The following is a 16,578-nucleotide window of genomic DNA, read 5'->3' on the forward strand; positions in this document are numbered from 1 at the left end:
GGTAATTTGACTTATGTGTACACCGTAGCTCTCTACGCAACATCACATAACAAATAAATTTATATGCATTAAGCGATCGCTTCCAATCTACTCATAGTTTGTAAACTGTAGCATTCGGCTAATCTCTGTTCACTTGCAAGGTGAGTAATTTATACTGAATAGGCCCTAACAATACAGCAAACGCTTGAGTAATTTATGATCGCACTGGAAGGGTATAAAGTCCTGACAGAACTGCACACAAGCCCTAATTCTCAGGTTTATCGGGGATATCGAGAGTTAGATCGACAACCAGTAGTACTGAAAGTTCTGTGGCAAGAATACCCATCCCCAGAAGCGATCGCTCGGTTTAAACTTGAATACGATCTCACGCGCCGCGCTCAAGCGCCGGGAATTATCCAAGCCTACGATTTGAAAAAGTATCAAAACACCTTAGTCTTAGTTTTAGAGGATTTTGGTGGACAACCTCTGCGTGAGTTACTCAATCAATCGCCTCTACCGCTAGAGGATTTTTTGCAATTGGCTATGCAAGTAGCAGCAGCTTTAGAAGAAATTCATCAGCAACAGATTATTCATAAAGACATTAATCCTGCCAATATTCTTCTCAATCCCACGACTCAACAAACGAAAATAATTGACTTTGGCATTGCTACTTTGCTGTCGCGGGAAAATCCCACGTTGCGAAACCTGAATGTTTTAGAAGGGACTCTCGCTTATATTTCTCCCGAACAAACAGGACGGATGAATCGCTCGATTGATTATCGCACCGATTTTTACTCTTTGGGAGTCACTTTTTACGAACTATTAACTCAGCATTTACCTTTTATTAGCGACGATCCTGTAGAACTGGTTCACAGTCATATTGCGAAACAACCGATTCCGCCTGATCGAATCAATCCCCAAATTCCGCCAGTGCTTTCGCAAATTGTAATGAAGTTGCTGGAAAAGACCGCCGAAGCGCGTTATCAAAGTGCTTTTGGATTGCAGGCAGATTTAGAGCAATGCCTGGAAATGTTGCACACTACAAGGCAAATTCCCTTATTTGAACTAGGACAGCACGATCGCTCCGGTAGATTTCAAATTCCTCAAAAATTGTACGGGCGAGAAGCGGAAGTGGCAAATTTGCTGGCAGCTTTTGAGCGAGCTAGTCACGGTCAGAGTGAAGTAATGCTGATTGCAGGTTATTCTGGGATTGGCAAATCAGCCTTGGTTCAAGAAATTTATAAACCGATTACTCAGCAACGGGGATATTTTATTTCCGGGAAGTTTGACCAGTTCCAACGCAACATTCCCTACAGTTCTTTAATTCAAGCCTTTCAAGCTTTAATTCGCCAACTGTTAACTACAAGTGAAGCCGAAATTACTACTTGGCGCAAAAAATTATTAGATGCTCTTGGTGTCAATGGTCAGGTGATTATCGAAGTGATTGCAGAGGTGGAACTGATTATTGGTCAGCAGCCACCCGTTATAGAACTATCGCCCAAGGAAGCGCAAAGTCGGTTTAATTTAGTCTTGCAAAACTTTATTAAGGTCTTTACCCAAAAGGAACATCCTTTAGTGATGTTCTTGGATGACCTGCAATGGGCGGATAGTGCATCACTCCATCTGATTCAGTTGTTAATGAGTCAGGCGGACAGTCAATATCTGTTGCTGATTGGTGCTTATCGTGATAATGAAGTAGATAAAACCCATCCCCTGCGAACAACGATCGCATCTTTAGAACAAGCAGGGGTGGCTATTCACGAACTCACCTTAACACCCTTAGCATTACCTGAAATTCAACAACTTCTCAGCGATACCCTCAACAATGCCGATTTAGCAGATGTTACTCCTTTAGCAGAACTGCTTCAGCAGAAGACTAACGGCAATCCCTTCTTCATGAATGAGTTTCTGAAGTCGCTGTATGCAGAAGAATTACTCCAGTTTAATTTCACTCAGCGAAAATGGCAGTGGCAACTGGAAAAAATCCAAGCGGCCCAGATTACTGATAACGTAGTTGAGTTGATGGCGCTGAAAATTCAAAAGCTGCCAGTAGCTACCCAGGAAGCTTTAAAATTAGCAGCTTGTATTGGCAATTCCTTTGATTTGCATACTTTAGCGATCGCTAGCTCAAAATCCCTTGCAGATGTAGCCGCCCAACTCTGGGAAGCTGTGCAAACAGGGCTAATTCTACCCCAAGGTAATGACTACCAACTCTTGCAAGTTGCCGACCTAGAAGTAACAGCGTTGACAAATTTGGATGTAGTCTACAAATTCCTGCACGATCGCGTCCAGCAAGCAGCCTATTCACTGATTTCTACCGATCAAAAACAGGCAGTACACTTGCAGATTGGGCAACTATTATTACAAGGCATTACTCCCCAAAAGCAAGAAGAAAGAATTTTTGACATTGTTAACCAACTGAATTTCGGCATCAACCTAATTACAGACCCTCAACAGCGGCAAAAACTAGCTCAGTTGAATTTAACAGCAGGTAACAAAGCCAAAGCCTCAGCAGCCTATCAGCCAGCTTTAGATTATCTGACAATGGGGATTAACAGCCTAGCAGCTAGTTGTTGGCGGCAGCAGTATCAGCTAGCTTTGGCATTGCACACCGCCGCCGCCGAAGCTGCTTATCTGGGTGGGAACTTTGAACGCATGGATGCACTCACAGATGAAGTACTGCAAAAGACCCGCAGCACAGTCGATCAGGTGCAAGTTTATGCCATCAAAATCCAAGCTGCGATCGCTCGCGATCAACTCTTAGCAGCTTCTCAACTCGGTCTGCAAGTTCTGCAACTACTGGGCATTCCCTTAGCTAGCAACCCCGGTCAACCGCAAATTATGCTGGGATTGTTAAAAACTAAATTTGCTTTGGTAGGTAAGCAGGTACACACCTTAGTTGACTTGCCAAAACTCACCCATCCCACAAAATTAGCGGCAATTCGCATCCTTGCTAGTATCGCCTCCGCGACCTACCTTGCAGCCCCGAATGTTTTTCCTTTAACGGTCTTTAAACAGGTAGAAATATCCGCTAAATATGGCAATGCGGCGGAATCAGCCTTTGCCTACGCTACCTATGGTTTGATTCTCTGTGGCGTTGTTGGGGATCTGCAAGGGGGATATAAATTTGGTGAATTAGCCTTGAAAGTGCTAGACCGCTTCAATGCCAAGCACTTGCAAGCGAGAACTTTATTTGTAGTTAATTCCTTTGTCCGCCACTGGCAAGAACCACTCCAAAATACTATTCCTTCACTGCAAGCCGCATTTCAAATTGGGCGTGATACGGGTGATACCGAATACGCTGCATTTTGTGCCAATACATCCTCTATGCATTCCTATTTTTCTGGTCAAAATCTGGCTGAATTAGATAAATATTTAGCTATTTACGGAGAAGCAATTCAGCAGTTTAAGAAAAAACCGATATTTATTCTCATTCAACTTTATCGCCAAGCAGTTGCTAATTTACAGGGCAAAAATACTAATCCCTGTCAGTTGGTGGGGGAATTTTATGATGCAACGGCTATGTTAGCCCAGCATATCGAGAGTAACTATCGCACAGCTATTTTTTATATTTATACTAATCACCTAACACTGAATTATTGGTTTGAAGATTATGCTACAGCCGTCAAAAATGCTGATTTAGCAATTCCTTATTTAGATGCAGTTGTGGCTTTATATATTGTGGGATGGTTCCACTTTTATGACTCATTAGGACGACTAGCTTTAGCTTCTGTTGTCAGTGCGGCAGAACGTCAAAAGTTACTCCAGCGAGTAGCAGCAAACCAGAAAAAATTGCAAGTCTGGGCGAAATTTTCTCCTGTCAACTATACCCATAAATTAGCGCTAGTAGAAGCAGAATGGCATCGGGTGCATGGAGAATCTAGTCAGGCGATCGCCTATTACGATCGCGCCATTGCCTTAGCCCAAGAAAACCAGTATTTGAATGAAGCGGCTCTCGCCAATGAATTGACTGCGAAATTTTATCTAGCCCAGAACAAATCCAAGATTGCCCAAGTTTATCTGCAAGAAGCCCGCTATCTTTATTTGCAGTGGGGAGCGATCGCTAAGGTAAAAGATTTAGAAGCCAAGTATCCCCAACTTTTAACGCGCATTCTAGAAAAAGCTGTTAACTCAACTTTATCAACCACTACTTCTAACCCGACTGGCCTCACAAGTACCAGTCGCTCAGAATCATTGGATTTGGTGACAGTCATCAAAGCATCTCAAACCCTTTCCGAAGAAATTCAGCTAGATAAACTTTTATCTAATTTAATGCGGATTTTAATGGAAAACGCCGGGGCGCAACGAGGATTTTTGTTGTTGTCAACCAAAGGTAAATTTCTAATTGAAGCTCAGGGAACCGTTGGTGAGAATACTATTCAGGTATTGGAATCACTCAGTATTGAAAATAACCAAATTCTCTCGACTGCGATCGTTAACTATGTGATTCGCACTAAAACTAATGTAGTTCTAAACGATGCCATCCACGAAGCAGTTGGGATTGGGGAATTCATCAAAGATCCCTACATTCGCCAATACCAACCGCGATCGATTCTGTGTACTCCCTTAATTAACCAAGGAAAGTTAGCAGGAATTGTCTATTTAGAAAATAACTTGACAACAGGAGCATTTACCCCAGATCGTTTGGAGTTGCTCAACTTACTTTCAGCACAAGCAGCTATTTCTATTGAAAATGCCCGTTTGTATACGGATTTAGCTGCACTCAACAAAGCTTATGAGCGCTTTGTCCCGCGTCAATTTCTGCAATTTCTCAATAAGCAAAGCATTATAGATGTGCAATTAGGCGATCAGGTGCAGCGGGAAATGTCAGTCTTATTTACCGACATTCGCGCCTTCACCACCCTTTCCGAAAGTATGACTCCCGCCGAAAATTTCCGATTTATTAACTCCTATCTCAGTCGCATGGAGCCAATCATTCTGGAAAACAATGGCTTTATCGACAAATATATTGGTGATGCCATCATGGCCTTGTTTGCAGGAGATGCCGATGATGCCGTACAAGCGGGAATTGCCATGTTGCAGACATTAACAACCTACAACGAAAAACGTCAAACCAAGGGCTACTCACCAATTCAAATTGGCATTGGGATTAATACTGGTTCGCTAATTTTGGGGACAGTCGGCGGGTTGAATCGCATGGATAGCACAGTGATTAGTGATGCGGTTAATCTAGCAGCGCGAATCGAAGGATTAACCAAAACATTCAACGCCCCACTCTTAATTACCGACCAAACTTTTGAGCGCTTACAAAATCGCGATCGCTATGGCATTCGTGTAGTTGGTCAGGTAAAGGTGAAGGGTAAAACGAATGCTGTGACTGTTCATGAAGTGTTTGCAGCCGATCCCCCAAAAGTGAGTGCAGGTAAAACAGCGACTTTAGAAGTATTTGCGTCAGCATTAGCGTGTTACGAACAACAAGAATTTGCCGCAGCAGCCAAGTATTTTCAAGATTGCTTGCAGCAAAACCCGTGGGATCAAGTCGCGCAGATATATCTTGGGCGCTGTCATCCGGGAAAAGAAATAGCATCAATTTTTACTGAGGCAGTTAAATTTTAAGGGATTTACCATACTGATTGCTGACTAAATGAAGAAGTACTCAGTAATTAATTACCCCCCTTAATCCCCCCGATGCATTGGGGGGAGACCGGAAATCTAGTTCCCTCCCCTTTGCAAGTTCGCTTGCAGTACAACACAGACCCAACTTTGATGGGGGAGACCGGAAATCTAGTTCCCTCCCCTTTGCAAGGGGAGGGTTAGGGTGGGGTAAAACCATGATTTATCAGCTATTTCAAACTTATGTATACACGGTAGCCCGTTATAGACAGTCTTTCAACTCAGCACTCTTCATAGTTGGATTCAAAAATCCTGAAAAAGCTGATGTTTGGACATTTGAGGGCAAAAACTCAATTTTTAAATTAAAACCTAATGTTATACCTAAAAGCAAAACACCAAATCAGAGTGCAATTCCAGGGTATCAATTAATGAATCCTAAAATTTCCGAACCCCGATTTCCAGAGGCAGCAATAACTGCCAGCCGTCAGGAACTATCGAATTTACCGCTGAATACGATCTATGGGCATATACCGACAGATTTATCTGGGCACATGTTCATTATTGCTCCTGTAGGTAGTGTTGCTTCTGGGGGTTTACCCAATCCAAATGCAACCCACATTTTTAACGGTGATGGGATGATTTACCGCTTAGACTGGCAAGACGGACAGGTTACTGCCAAGACGAAACTGGCACGTACACCTTGCTATTATGCAGATCAAGCAACTTTTAAAAATCTTGCTTATCGCTCTTATCAATTTCGCGATCATGGGTTGTTGCGCTTCTCCCCTTCCTTGGGCTTGCGAGATGAGGTAGATATTGCCTTTCTCGCCTTTAATACAGCTAAAGACAGCCAAGAGCGATTAATGATTACTTATGACGCTGGTCGTCCTTACGAAATTGATACCAGCAGTCTAGAAGTTGTTACCCCGGTGGGTGCTAACACTGAGTGGAAACCGTTTCTACCTTTTTCCTATCCTTTCCCCCCTGTGTTGAGTACGTCTCACCCAACCTTTGATGGTTATACTAACGAAGTTTTCTTAGTTAACTATGGGCGATCGCTGAGTAATTTTCTTGAAAGTGCGCGTTTCATTTATGACCTCGAACAACTGCCCCAGGAATTCGAGCAACTGCTAAGTGCGATCGCTCAACTTTTAGACAACAATCCTTTGCGGATTCCTTTGGGAATGTTCTCGAAGTTTTCTCAAGGTGTCTGGCAACAATTGATTGGCTGGATTGAGAATTTGTTGGGAACTGCTATGCCAGATTTTGTTTATCTGTTGCAGTGGGATGGTGTCGGAAAACTCCAGCGCTGGCAGTTGATGCTGCCGGATGGTTCCCCAGTGCGAATTGAACAAAGTATGCATCAGTTGGCAGTTACCAAAGATTACGTAGTGCTGATGGACACTTCCCTGAAGATTGGCCCAGAACAAATCCTCAATAATCCTATTCCCGATAGTTTGGAAACTGAGCGCCTCCTGCGGCGATTACTGACGCGATCGCAGCAGCCCAATTCCCCCATTTACATTGTGCGTCGGGCTGACCTGAAAGCAGATGTGACTACTGTGGTAGTCCGCCCAGCTGTAATTCCCTTAGAAACAGTGCATTTTTTGACCGATTACGAAAACCCCGACGGTCAAATCACTTTACACGCAGCCCATCTCTGCGCCACAGATATTGCCGAATGGGTTCACAAGTATGACATCTCAAAATTCGACGCTCCCAAATCTGCGCCTCTGTGGTTGGGAGGAATGCTGGCTAATGGGCAAATGGATGTAGGTCGTCTGGGTCGCTATCAAATAGACGGCGAGACAGGTCAGATTCAAGATGCTAAAGTAATTTACGATACTCGCCGTCATTGGGGTATAGGGTTCTACGCTTGCCAGGAAAAACTGGCCTCTGGATTGCCTCCAAAGCGGATTGATAATGTTTATTGGCAATCTCTCGGTTTTTGGCCAGAATTGCTGACTGAATTTATTTACAACTTGTACGAAGACTATCCCTATCGGGCTGTACCACTAAAAGAATTAATGCAACGAGAAGAAGCATTAAATCGCCCTTCTTCTTTGTTTCGGGTCGATACAATCAAAATGGAGGTAGCAGATTTTTATGATGCGCCCTCTGGTTACTTCATCAGTTCACCCCAGTTTATACCGAGATTGAACAGCAATGGCAGTTCTACAGATGGCTATATCGTCTGTACGGTTTTTGGGGAAGATAAGAACGAAATTTGGATCTTCCAAGCCGATCAATTAGCAGCTGGCCCTATATGTAAGTTGAGCCATCCCCAACTGGATTTTGGCTTCACAATGCATACTACTTGGTTATCTGCGATCGCACCTCGCACTGCTAATTACGATATCCCCGTGCGACAAGACTATGAATCGTTACTTAACCAGCCAGCCATTCAGCAATTATTCGCAGAAGCCGTTTATCCACATTTTCAGTAGAAATTGCAATTTGGCAAAGAGCATATACATATATATTAGGAGATTTTAAAAGCGTGAATGTAAGGAACAGTAACGTTTCTACCTTCTGCCTCCTACTAATCGCAGCATTCTCAAACCAGGGCACATTACTAACTAAGAATCAACAGTGTATGACTAAAGTATCTAAAGATGCACGAATTTGTATTGTCGGAGCGGGAGCAGCCGGGTTATCTACGGCTTACTTTTTGAAAAAGCAAGGCTACCGCAACGTACTTGTCCTAGAAAAAGCTGGACGGGTAGGGGGATTGTGTTGTTCGATTACCTATAATTCCCGTTCCTTTGATTTGGGAGCAAATTATCTCACCCCTGCCTACAAAGAAGTCCTAAAAATGGCTGAAGAAGTCGGCGCTCAACTTTACAGTGAAGGGCCAGGGCAAGTCTACAACCCTTTTAAATCTCAACCGGGACAACCTGCCTACACCTCAATTATGAATGCCGTTACCGAGAGAACTGACCCAGTAACGTTTTTGGCAGCCGTTGGACGCTATTGGTGGGAACGTCTTTTGCTAGAGCCAATTATTTCCGTTCCTGGGTTTGCCGGTATCAGTCAACATCCCGAACTCACTCAACCTTTTTCCCAGTGGTTAGCAGAGAAAAATTTGTCATGTCTGGCAACTTTATTTGAAATTCCCATTACTGCGATGGGCTATGGCTATTTAAACGAAATCCCTGCTGCCTATGCCTTAAAATACATGACCCTAGAAACCTTTGGGACTTTAGTTACTTACGGTGCAGATATGCGCTGCGGTTGGCCTAAACGGTTTACTGATGGTTTCCAACGCTTCTGGGAGCGTGTTGCTTGGGGACTAAATGTCCGCTTGAATATTGACATCAAGGAAATCAAGCGTGGGGCAATTACACGAGTGCGGTTGACTGAGCAAGAGCAGATTCTTGACAAGATTGTTACCCATGAAGAAGTTTTAGAATTTGACTATCTGGTTTTAGCTTGTCCGTTAACGCTGAATGTCCTCAACACCTTTCTCGATTTGTCGTCAGCAGAAAAAGACCTATTTGAGCAGATTATTCTCAATCCCTACAGTTTGATTACCTATCTGATTCCCGAACTGGAAATGCCAACCCCGGTAACTAATGTCATTCCCTTAAATGTGGTGGGGAATCCCTGGTTTATCGCTCAACAGTTTGCTGACAATGACCTGATTGCCTTTTACACTCGCCTAGATCGTGAGGGAAAAATCACTAAAGCAGATGTTCTCCAAGGGATTCAAAAGACATTAGAGAATTTGGGAGTGCAAGTAGATGATGATTACTACACCTACGATAAGTGGCCTTACTTTCCTCACGTTACCTCAGAGGTCATGCAAGCGGGATTTTACGATCGCTTAGAAGCCCTGCAAGGTCAACGCAAGACCTTCTATGTGGGAGGCTTATTGAATTTTGAATTGGTTGAGACTATTGTGGAGTATTCAAAAAGTTTAGTCGAGAAGAACTTTTAGTCTAGAAAACTTCTTTCTCCCTTGAAGTAAATAGACTTCTTGCATCTATAGCAATTCTCAATTGCGTGAAATACAGACCTAGCAGCCCCTTAAGAGCTAGCGTAAGCCTCTCTCCTAAAAGGCTACGGTGTACATACAAGTCTGAAATAGCTGATTAATAAGTGTTTTACCCCACCCTAACCCTCCCCGATGCATTGGGGAGGGAACTAGATTCCTGTTTCCCCTCTTGGCAAGGGGGGATTAAGGGGGGTAATTCGACTTCTGCGCACACGCTAGCCTAAAAGGAGAGCTTTTGATAAACATAATTTTGAGCCACTTTCCAGTAGCGCGAGAAGCGTTTCAAGTCGATATAGCCGTCATAGTCAAAAAATGGTTCTACCTCTAGCACTTCCACTGCTATAGAAGGCTTCATTTGATTACAGATATCATCAAATCGGGGACTGGGACTATCGGTTGTGACAACTAAATTAGCATCATTTTCTTGAGCAAAAGCTAAAATTTCTTGTGCCACATTGCCACGGCGGATAACAACAGGTAACTCTAGCAAACATTCGTAGATAAAAGTCAGGCGTTTAAGGCTCAATTGCCATTCCTCTATCAAAGCCTCGTCCCAAACCCAAATAGCTGGGACATCAGGGTATTTTTGCAATGTGGGATTATTTGGACTGAGGCAATCTCCATGCACCCAAACAATTGGTTTATTCATTTTTTACCTTTCTTTCCATGCTGCCAACTTTGGCTATTAGGTTGTTTGCTAAATTCGCCTTGAGGAAAAAGTCGCTGTTCTAATTCTTCATAACTGCCTTCAAAATCACAATGACCGTAAAGCGGACATTTCTGGCAATAAAGGCTTTTGGTGTAGCGTTCTAAGTTTTCACGGTTGAAAAAATACGGTTTCTGACTAAAGGTGCTAGCAACCCACTGCCATGACATATTATTACTAGCAGGATCTCCATCTAAAAGGTGTTCGAGAAACCACTTGGCTCCTGCTTGCCAACGAATACGCCGCCAATGGACAATATAAGCCGCTAGCCACATTCGGGCGTGGTTATGTAAATAGCCAGTTTCTCTCAAATCACGACTGAAACTGTCAATGCAAACCCTGCCTGTAATTCCTTCTCTAATATCTTGTGGCAATTCGGATGCATATTCGCTCACAGTGTAACCAGTTTTGTACTCTTCCTGGTCTTGCCAGATTTCATCCCCTAACTTCATATACAACCGTTGCCAGTAGTCGCGCCAACCTAACTCGTTAATTAGTTTCGTAGCATCATCTTGGTGCTGTACCTGGTCAATAACATAATCTCGAATTTCTCGCAAACTCAAAACGCCATAGCGGATGTAAGGTGAAAGACGCGTGACTGCGCCTGCGAAGAAATTACGTGTTTGGGCGTAACGAAGGGGATCAATTTTTTGCAGCGCTTTTTGTGCCGCTATGCGTCCCCCCACAGTTTCGCTGATGTGGTCATCGCGTTCTGCTGCACCAGGGAATTGTTCGCGCAGGTAGGCTACCAACTCATCGCGGTTAGTAAATTGGCGTTGCATATCTTTAGGCATTGTCAGCAAATATGAATAGTTAGGTGCGATCGCTCAATACTCAATATATGTACAATTCTAAAGCGATATCTACAACAGGCCACGCCTACACAACCTCTCTCACTCCATGAGCAACATTCCCCAAGTCGGACAACCAGCGCCAGATTTCTCCACCCCTGACCAAAATGGCAACTCAGTCACTCTCGACGACCTCAGCAGTCAGTGGGTTGTCCTCTACTTCTACCCCAAAAATGACACACCGGGCTGTACCACCGAAGCGAAAGATTTCACCGACTTGTATCAAGACTTCAGCGCACTAGGAGCGAAAATTTTAGGCGTAAGTCCAGATTTGGGTAAGTCCCATTGTAAATTTATCAGCAAACATAACTTGTCAATCACCCTTTTAAGTGACCCAGAACATCTTTTAATCGAAGCCTACGGCGCTTGGCGGTTAAAAAAGTTTATGGGCAAAGAATATATGGGTGTTGCTCGGTCAACTTTTCTAATTTCATCTGATAGAATTATTGTCTATACTTGGCCCAACGTAAAAACCAAAGGTCATGCTCAAGCAGTTTTAACTAAATTGCGAGAATTAGCAACCACTTAATGCGACTGGATGCTAGAAACTGCTAGCGTAATAATTAAAGTCAGAAATTAGACTTTTCGCAGTTGAAATAAACATGATTCAAGTCATCCAAGCCCAAAATGTTACTCTTGCCTACTTAAAATAGTTATATTGCATCTTTGAAATGAATTATGGTTCAATTTATCCAAGCACAAAATGTCGGGCTTGCCTATTTGGAAGAAAGATTTAGTCTACAGCTAGCCGAAGATGAGGCATTTTTCACAGAATGGTTTGAAAATTTACCGAAAATTACAGATTTAGAAAAGCAAGATTTAGACAGAGTAAAATTTCATTTTCTCCGTTTAGTAAAGTATCCTCCCTTGTCAGAAGAAACGGTGAAATTAGTAGTTTTATCTCCTTTACTCAATTTAGCGGGATTTTATGATGAGCCTTTTTATATAAGAGGCGAACAATCAATAGAAATTTCTGCTGAAGATGAAGGAGAAATTATTAGAGGTAGAATTGATGTTTTAGTTATTCAAGAAAAATTCTGGTTGTTAGTAATTGAATCTAAAAGGTCTAGCTTTTCTCTTTTAGAAGCCATACCTCAAGCACTTGTTTATATGCTTGCTAATCCTAGTCAAGACAAACCTGCTTTTGGATTAGTAACAAATGGTAGTGATTTTATTTTTCTGAAACTTACCAAAGAAAATCAGCCAAAGTATGCTATGTCTGACCAATTTACACTTTTGAAACGAGAAAGTGAACTGCATCAGGTTCTAAGCGTATTAAAAAATTTGAGTCAAAGTTTGAGTTAATAATTATGTCTGTTCGTCCTATATACCTTGATTGCCACGCTACTACAGCTTTAGATGAACGGGTATTAGCAGCAATGACCCCTTACTTCACAGAAAAATTTGGCAACCCAGCAAGTATTAGTCATGTTTACGGTTGGGAAGCAGAAGCTGCTGTTAAGCAAACGCGAGAAATTTTAGCCACAGCAATCAACGCCACACCAGAAGAAATTGTGTTTACCAGTGGTGCAACAGAAGCAAATAATCTAGCTATAAAAGGTGTTGCTGAAACTTATTTTAAAAAAGGCCAGCATATTATTACTGTTGTCACTGAACATGGTGCAGTAATCGATCCTTGTAATTATTTAAAAAGTCTTGGTTTTGAAATTACTATTCTCCCTGTGCAAAAAGATGGATTGATTGATTTAACTGAGTTAAAAAACGCTTTCCGTCCTGAGACAATCTTAGTATCGGTGATGGCTGCAAATAACGAAATTGGTGTGTTGCAGCCATTGGCAGAAATTGGGGAAATGTGCCGCGATCGCGATATCATTTTCCACAGCGATACTGCGCAAGCTATTGGTAAAATTCCCTTAGATGTGCAAGCGATGAAAATTGACTTGATGTCGCTAACAGCACATAAAGTATATGGCCCTAAAGGCATTGGAGCGCTATACGTCCGCAGACGTGATCCCAGAGTACAACTGGCTCCCCAGCAGCACGGCGGCGGACATGAGCGGGGGATGCGTTCTGGGACATTGTATACACCGCAAATTGTCGGCTTTGGCAAAGCTGTAGAAATCGCTTTGGCTGAACAAGCAACAGAAACCCAACGCCTCACCCAATTAAGACAAAGATTATGGGAACAGCTTTCGCAAGTTGAAGGAATTCATCTCAACGGACATCCCCAACAGCGACTGGCGGGAAACTTGAGTATCAGTGTTGAGGGAGTGGATGGAGCCGCGCTTTTGCTAGGATTGCAGCCAGTAATGGCCATATCTTCTGGTTCTGCTTGCTCGTCGGCACATACTGCACCTTCTCATGTTCTCACAGCATTGGGACACCCCCAACAGCTAGCTTATGCCTCGATCAGGTTTGGCATTGGCAGGTTTAATACAGAAGAGGAGATTGATATTGTGGCGAAACATGCGATCGCTACCATTCAAAGTTTACAAAATAAACGGTAAGCACCCTTGTAGAGATGTAGCAATGCTACGTCTCTTAAATTTTAGCAAAGCTTTGAAAACGCTCCTCAATACCAGCGTTGCCCTGTAAGCCACCTGTGTGTACCAGCAGCAATGAGTCACCTCTACTAAAAAATCCCTGCTGTAGTAAATCCATCACTCCGTAAAACATTTTGGCGGTATACACGTAATCAAGGGGTACGCCATGTTCCTGTGTAAACTGTTGGCTGAACATTAATAACTCATCGTTCACCTTTGCATAACCGCCAAAGTGGTAATCACATACCAATTCCCAAGAAGCAGGACAACTATATGGTGTAGGTAAATCAGAAGCGAGGTAATTTGTCAACAAACTTTCGATTTCTTGGGCAAGAAATGCCCCATTTTTCAATACGGGAAATGCGATCGCTCTTTGTCCTGCATCCAACGAAAGCGCAATCCCCGCCAGTGTGGTAGCTGTACCGCAGGCTACGCAGATACGATCGAATGCGATTGCACTACCAACTATTTCTATACAGCCGCGCACACCATTTAAATTACTCCCACCTTCGGGAATGATAAACACCTCGCCGAAGCGTTGTTGCAGATATTCTTTTAACGCTGGTGTGTTGCGCTGTCGATACATTTCGCGGTTCAGATACACAAGCTGCATACCCTGTTGTACAGCAAAACTCAGCGTCGGATTCAACGGTAGCCTCTCCTCGCCACGAATTACGCCGATGGTGCGAAAACCAAAAAGATTACCAGCCGCCGCAGTTGCATAGATGTGATTGGAATAAGCACCGCCAAAGGTTAGCAGGGTTGTGAAATTTTTCTCCTTGGCCTCCAAAAGATTGTATTTCAGCTTAAACCACTTATTGCCGTTAACCCACGGGTGCATGAGATCCAAACGCAGCACATACAGATCGACACCAGCGTGACGGGCGATTTTGCTGTTGATTTGTTGTATGGGAGGAGGAAGAAAGGTTAACGACATGCGTAAACATTTTAACTTAGTATTTACATTTTCTCACATCCATTATTGAAGAGAAAAGTAATGATAAACATCGAGCAATTCAATGGTAAATCAGGCTAAATGATGAATAAAACTTTCTGATGATTAGCTTTAGAAATTGACATTTTACTAATTGACTATTTCAAGTAAATATAAGAGACAGAACACCCGCTTCAGATAATAATCTTTTTGGAGAGAACAAATGGTTGCACTCATAGAGCTTACTCAAGTTACTCCCAGCCCAGGACGTTTGACGATTCAAACTGTTGAAATTGCTCCTCAAACGACAGCCATTCGTTGTCTCGACTGGGATAGAGAACGTTTTGATATCGAGTTCGGTTTACGTAATGGTACAACCTATAATTCTTTCTTAATTCAGGGAGAAAAAATTGCCTTAGTTGACACATCTCACCGCAAGTTTGAGCAATTATATCTTGAGGTAGTGGCGGGATTAATCGATCTGACTAAAATAGATTACTTGATTATTAGCCATACAGAACCAGACCATAGTGGCTTAGTGAAAAATATTTTAGAATTAGCTCCCTCTATTACTGTTGTTGGTGCTAAGGTAGCTATTCAATTTCTAGAAAATATGGTTCACCAGCCTTTTAAATCAATACAGGTGAAAAGTGGAGAGCGATTAGATTTAGGCAACGAACACGAATTAGAATTTATCTCTGCACCTAACTTACACTGGCCTGACACAATCTTGACCTATGACCATAAAACTTCCATTCTCTACACCTGTGATGTGTTTGGGATGCACTACTGTGATGACCACACTTATGATGAAAATATCACTTTACTTGAGGAGGATTTTAAATATTACTATGATTGTCTTATGGGGCCAAATGCTCGGTCTGTCTTGGCAGCTTTAAAGCGGATTGAAAAGTTAGAAATAGCAACTGTTGCTACAGGACATGGCCCTTTATTACAACACTATATATCTGAATGGCTTGGACGGTATCAAAACTGGAGTTTAGAACAAGCAAAAACAGAGACTTTAGTGGCTCTATTTTATGTTGAAGATTACGGACATAGCGAGCATTTAGTCCGTACAATAGCACATGGATGCGCGAGAACAGATGTGGCAATAGAATTAGTAGACTTAAATAGTGCCGAGCCTCAAGAAGTGCGAGAATTAGTTTCACAAGCCTCTGGTTTAGTAATTGCCATGCCAGCCCAATCTTCAGTAATAGCTCAAGCGGCTTTAAGCACTATTTTAGCTGCTGTTCATAAGAAGCAGGCAATTGGTTTATTAGAGTCAGGAGGTGGAGAAGATGAACCAATTTACCCGTTACGCAATAAGTTTCAAGAATTAGGATTAACTGAAGCTTTTCCACCTATTTTAGTTAAAGAAATTCCTACTCAAGCGATAGAACAGCTTTGTGATGAAGCGGGGACAGATATGGGTCAATGGCTGAACCGCGATCGCACCATTAAACAAATCAAATCTATCAATACTGAGCTAGAAAAAGCTTTAGGGCGGATTAGCACAGGATTGTACATTATCACCGCCAAAAAAGGAGAAATTCAGAGTGCGATGTTGGCTTCATGGGTGACACAAGCCAGTCTTGAGCCTTTGGGAGTAGCGATCGCAGTATCCAAAGATCGGGCAATTGAATCCTTGATGCACGTTGGCGATCGCTTTGTTTTAAATGTTTTAGAAGAAGGCAAATATCAAGGATTAATGAAACATTTCCTCAAACGTTTTGCTCCTGGTGCAGATAGATTTGCGGGAGTGAAAACATATCCCGCTAAAAATGAATCGCCCGTTTTAGCTGAAGCTTTGGCTTACATGGAATGTGAAATCACTAGCCGTATGGATTGTGGAGATCATTGGGTAATTTATAGCACAGTCCAAACTGGAAGAGTTTCCAAACTAGATGCACTTACTGCTGCCCATCACCGCAAAATTGGCAATCATTATTAAATTGTCATTTGTTCATTGGTCATTGGTCATTTGTCATTAGGCTCCCCTGCCCCCTCTGCTCCCCACAGACGCGATGAAT

General features: G+C 42.7%; 10 protein-coding genes. 7 read left to right on the forward strand and 3 right to left on the reverse strand.

What is annotated here, in order from left to right:
* Positions 1-195: 195 nt before the first annotated feature.
* From HWQ42_RS16220 to HWQ42_RS16230, 3 genes are all read left to right on the forward strand, one after another.
* Positions 196-5,556 (forward strand): AAA family ATPase, encoded by a 5,361-nt coding sequence (locus HWQ42_RS16220; RefSeq protein WP_292813802.1) that lies wholly within the window; start codon positions 196-198, stop codon positions 5,554-5,556.
* A 215-nt stretch (positions 5,557-5,771) separates the two neighbouring features.
* Positions 5,772-8,000, forward strand: a complete 2,229-nt coding sequence (locus HWQ42_RS16225) for a carotenoid oxygenase family protein (RefSeq protein ID WP_292813804.1) — start codon at positions 5,772-5,774, stop codon at positions 7,998-8,000.
* Between the two features lie 149 nt (positions 8,001-8,149).
* Positions 8,150-9,493, forward strand: coding sequence for an FAD-dependent oxidoreductase (locus HWQ42_RS16230; protein ID WP_292813807.1), 1,344 nt, complete (start codon positions 8,150-8,152; stop codon positions 9,491-9,493).
* 277 nt (positions 9,494-9,770) lie between these two features.
* Here the strand turns inward: HWQ42_RS16230 and HWQ42_RS16235 are convergent, their stop codons facing one another.
* Positions 9,771-10,199 carry a hypothetical protein gene (locus HWQ42_RS16235; protein WP_292813809.1) on the reverse strand — a complete coding sequence of 143 codons (429 nt, stop codon included), beginning with the start codon at positions 10,197-10,199 and terminating at the stop codon, positions 9,771-9,773.
* A complete protein-coding gene (locus HWQ42_RS16240) occupies positions 10,196-11,050 on the reverse strand; it encodes an FAD-binding domain-containing protein (RefSeq protein WP_292813812.1) in 855 nt (284 codons plus the stop codon). Before HWQ42_RS16240 ends, HWQ42_RS16235 begins: the two co-directional genes overlap by 4 nt.
* Before the next feature lie 106 nt (positions 11,051-11,156).
* Here HWQ42_RS16240 and bcp point away from each other — a divergent pair, with 106 nt between their 5' ends.
* From bcp to HWQ42_RS16255, 3 genes are all read left to right on the forward strand, one after another.
* The gene (gene bcp, locus HWQ42_RS16245; protein ID WP_292813814.1) at positions 11,157-11,636 is read left to right on the forward strand and encodes a thioredoxin-dependent thiol peroxidase; all 480 of its coding nucleotides are present in this window, start codon (positions 11,157-11,159) and stop codon (positions 11,634-11,636) included.
* 149 nt (positions 11,637-11,785) lie between these two features.
* On the forward strand, positions 11,786-12,412 hold the full coding sequence (locus HWQ42_RS16250) for a type I restriction endonuclease (protein WP_292813816.1): 627 nt from the start codon (positions 11,786-11,788) through the stop codon (positions 12,410-12,412).
* A gap of 5 nt (positions 12,413-12,417) precedes the next feature.
* The gene (locus HWQ42_RS16255; RefSeq protein ID WP_292813819.1) at positions 12,418-13,575 is read left to right on the forward strand and encodes a cysteine desulfurase family protein; all 1,158 of its coding nucleotides are present in this window, start codon (positions 12,418-12,420) and stop codon (positions 13,573-13,575) included.
* A 34-nt stretch (positions 13,576-13,609) separates the two neighbouring features.
* Here the strand turns inward: HWQ42_RS16255 and HWQ42_RS16260 are convergent, their stop codons facing one another.
* Positions 13,610-14,548, reverse strand: a complete 939-nt coding sequence (locus HWQ42_RS16260; RefSeq protein ID WP_292813821.1) for a 1-aminocyclopropane-1-carboxylate deaminase/D-cysteine desulfhydrase — start codon at positions 14,546-14,548, stop codon at positions 13,610-13,612.
* Between the two features lie 220 nt (positions 14,549-14,768).
* Here HWQ42_RS16260 and HWQ42_RS16265 point away from each other — a divergent pair, with 220 nt between their 5' ends.
* Positions 14,769-16,499 carry a diflavin flavoprotein gene (locus tag HWQ42_RS16265; RefSeq protein ID WP_292813824.1) on the forward strand — a complete coding sequence of 577 codons (1,731 nt, stop codon included), beginning with the start codon at positions 14,769-14,771 and terminating at the stop codon, positions 16,497-16,499.
* The last annotated feature ends 79 nt before the right edge of the window (positions 16,500-16,578 follow it).

This window comes from Nostoc sp. JL23, assembly GCF_017115065.1.
In the GTDB taxonomy this organism is placed as follows: domain Bacteria; phylum Cyanobacteriota; class Cyanobacteriia; order Cyanobacteriales; family Nostocaceae; genus Nostoc; species Nostoc punctiforme_A.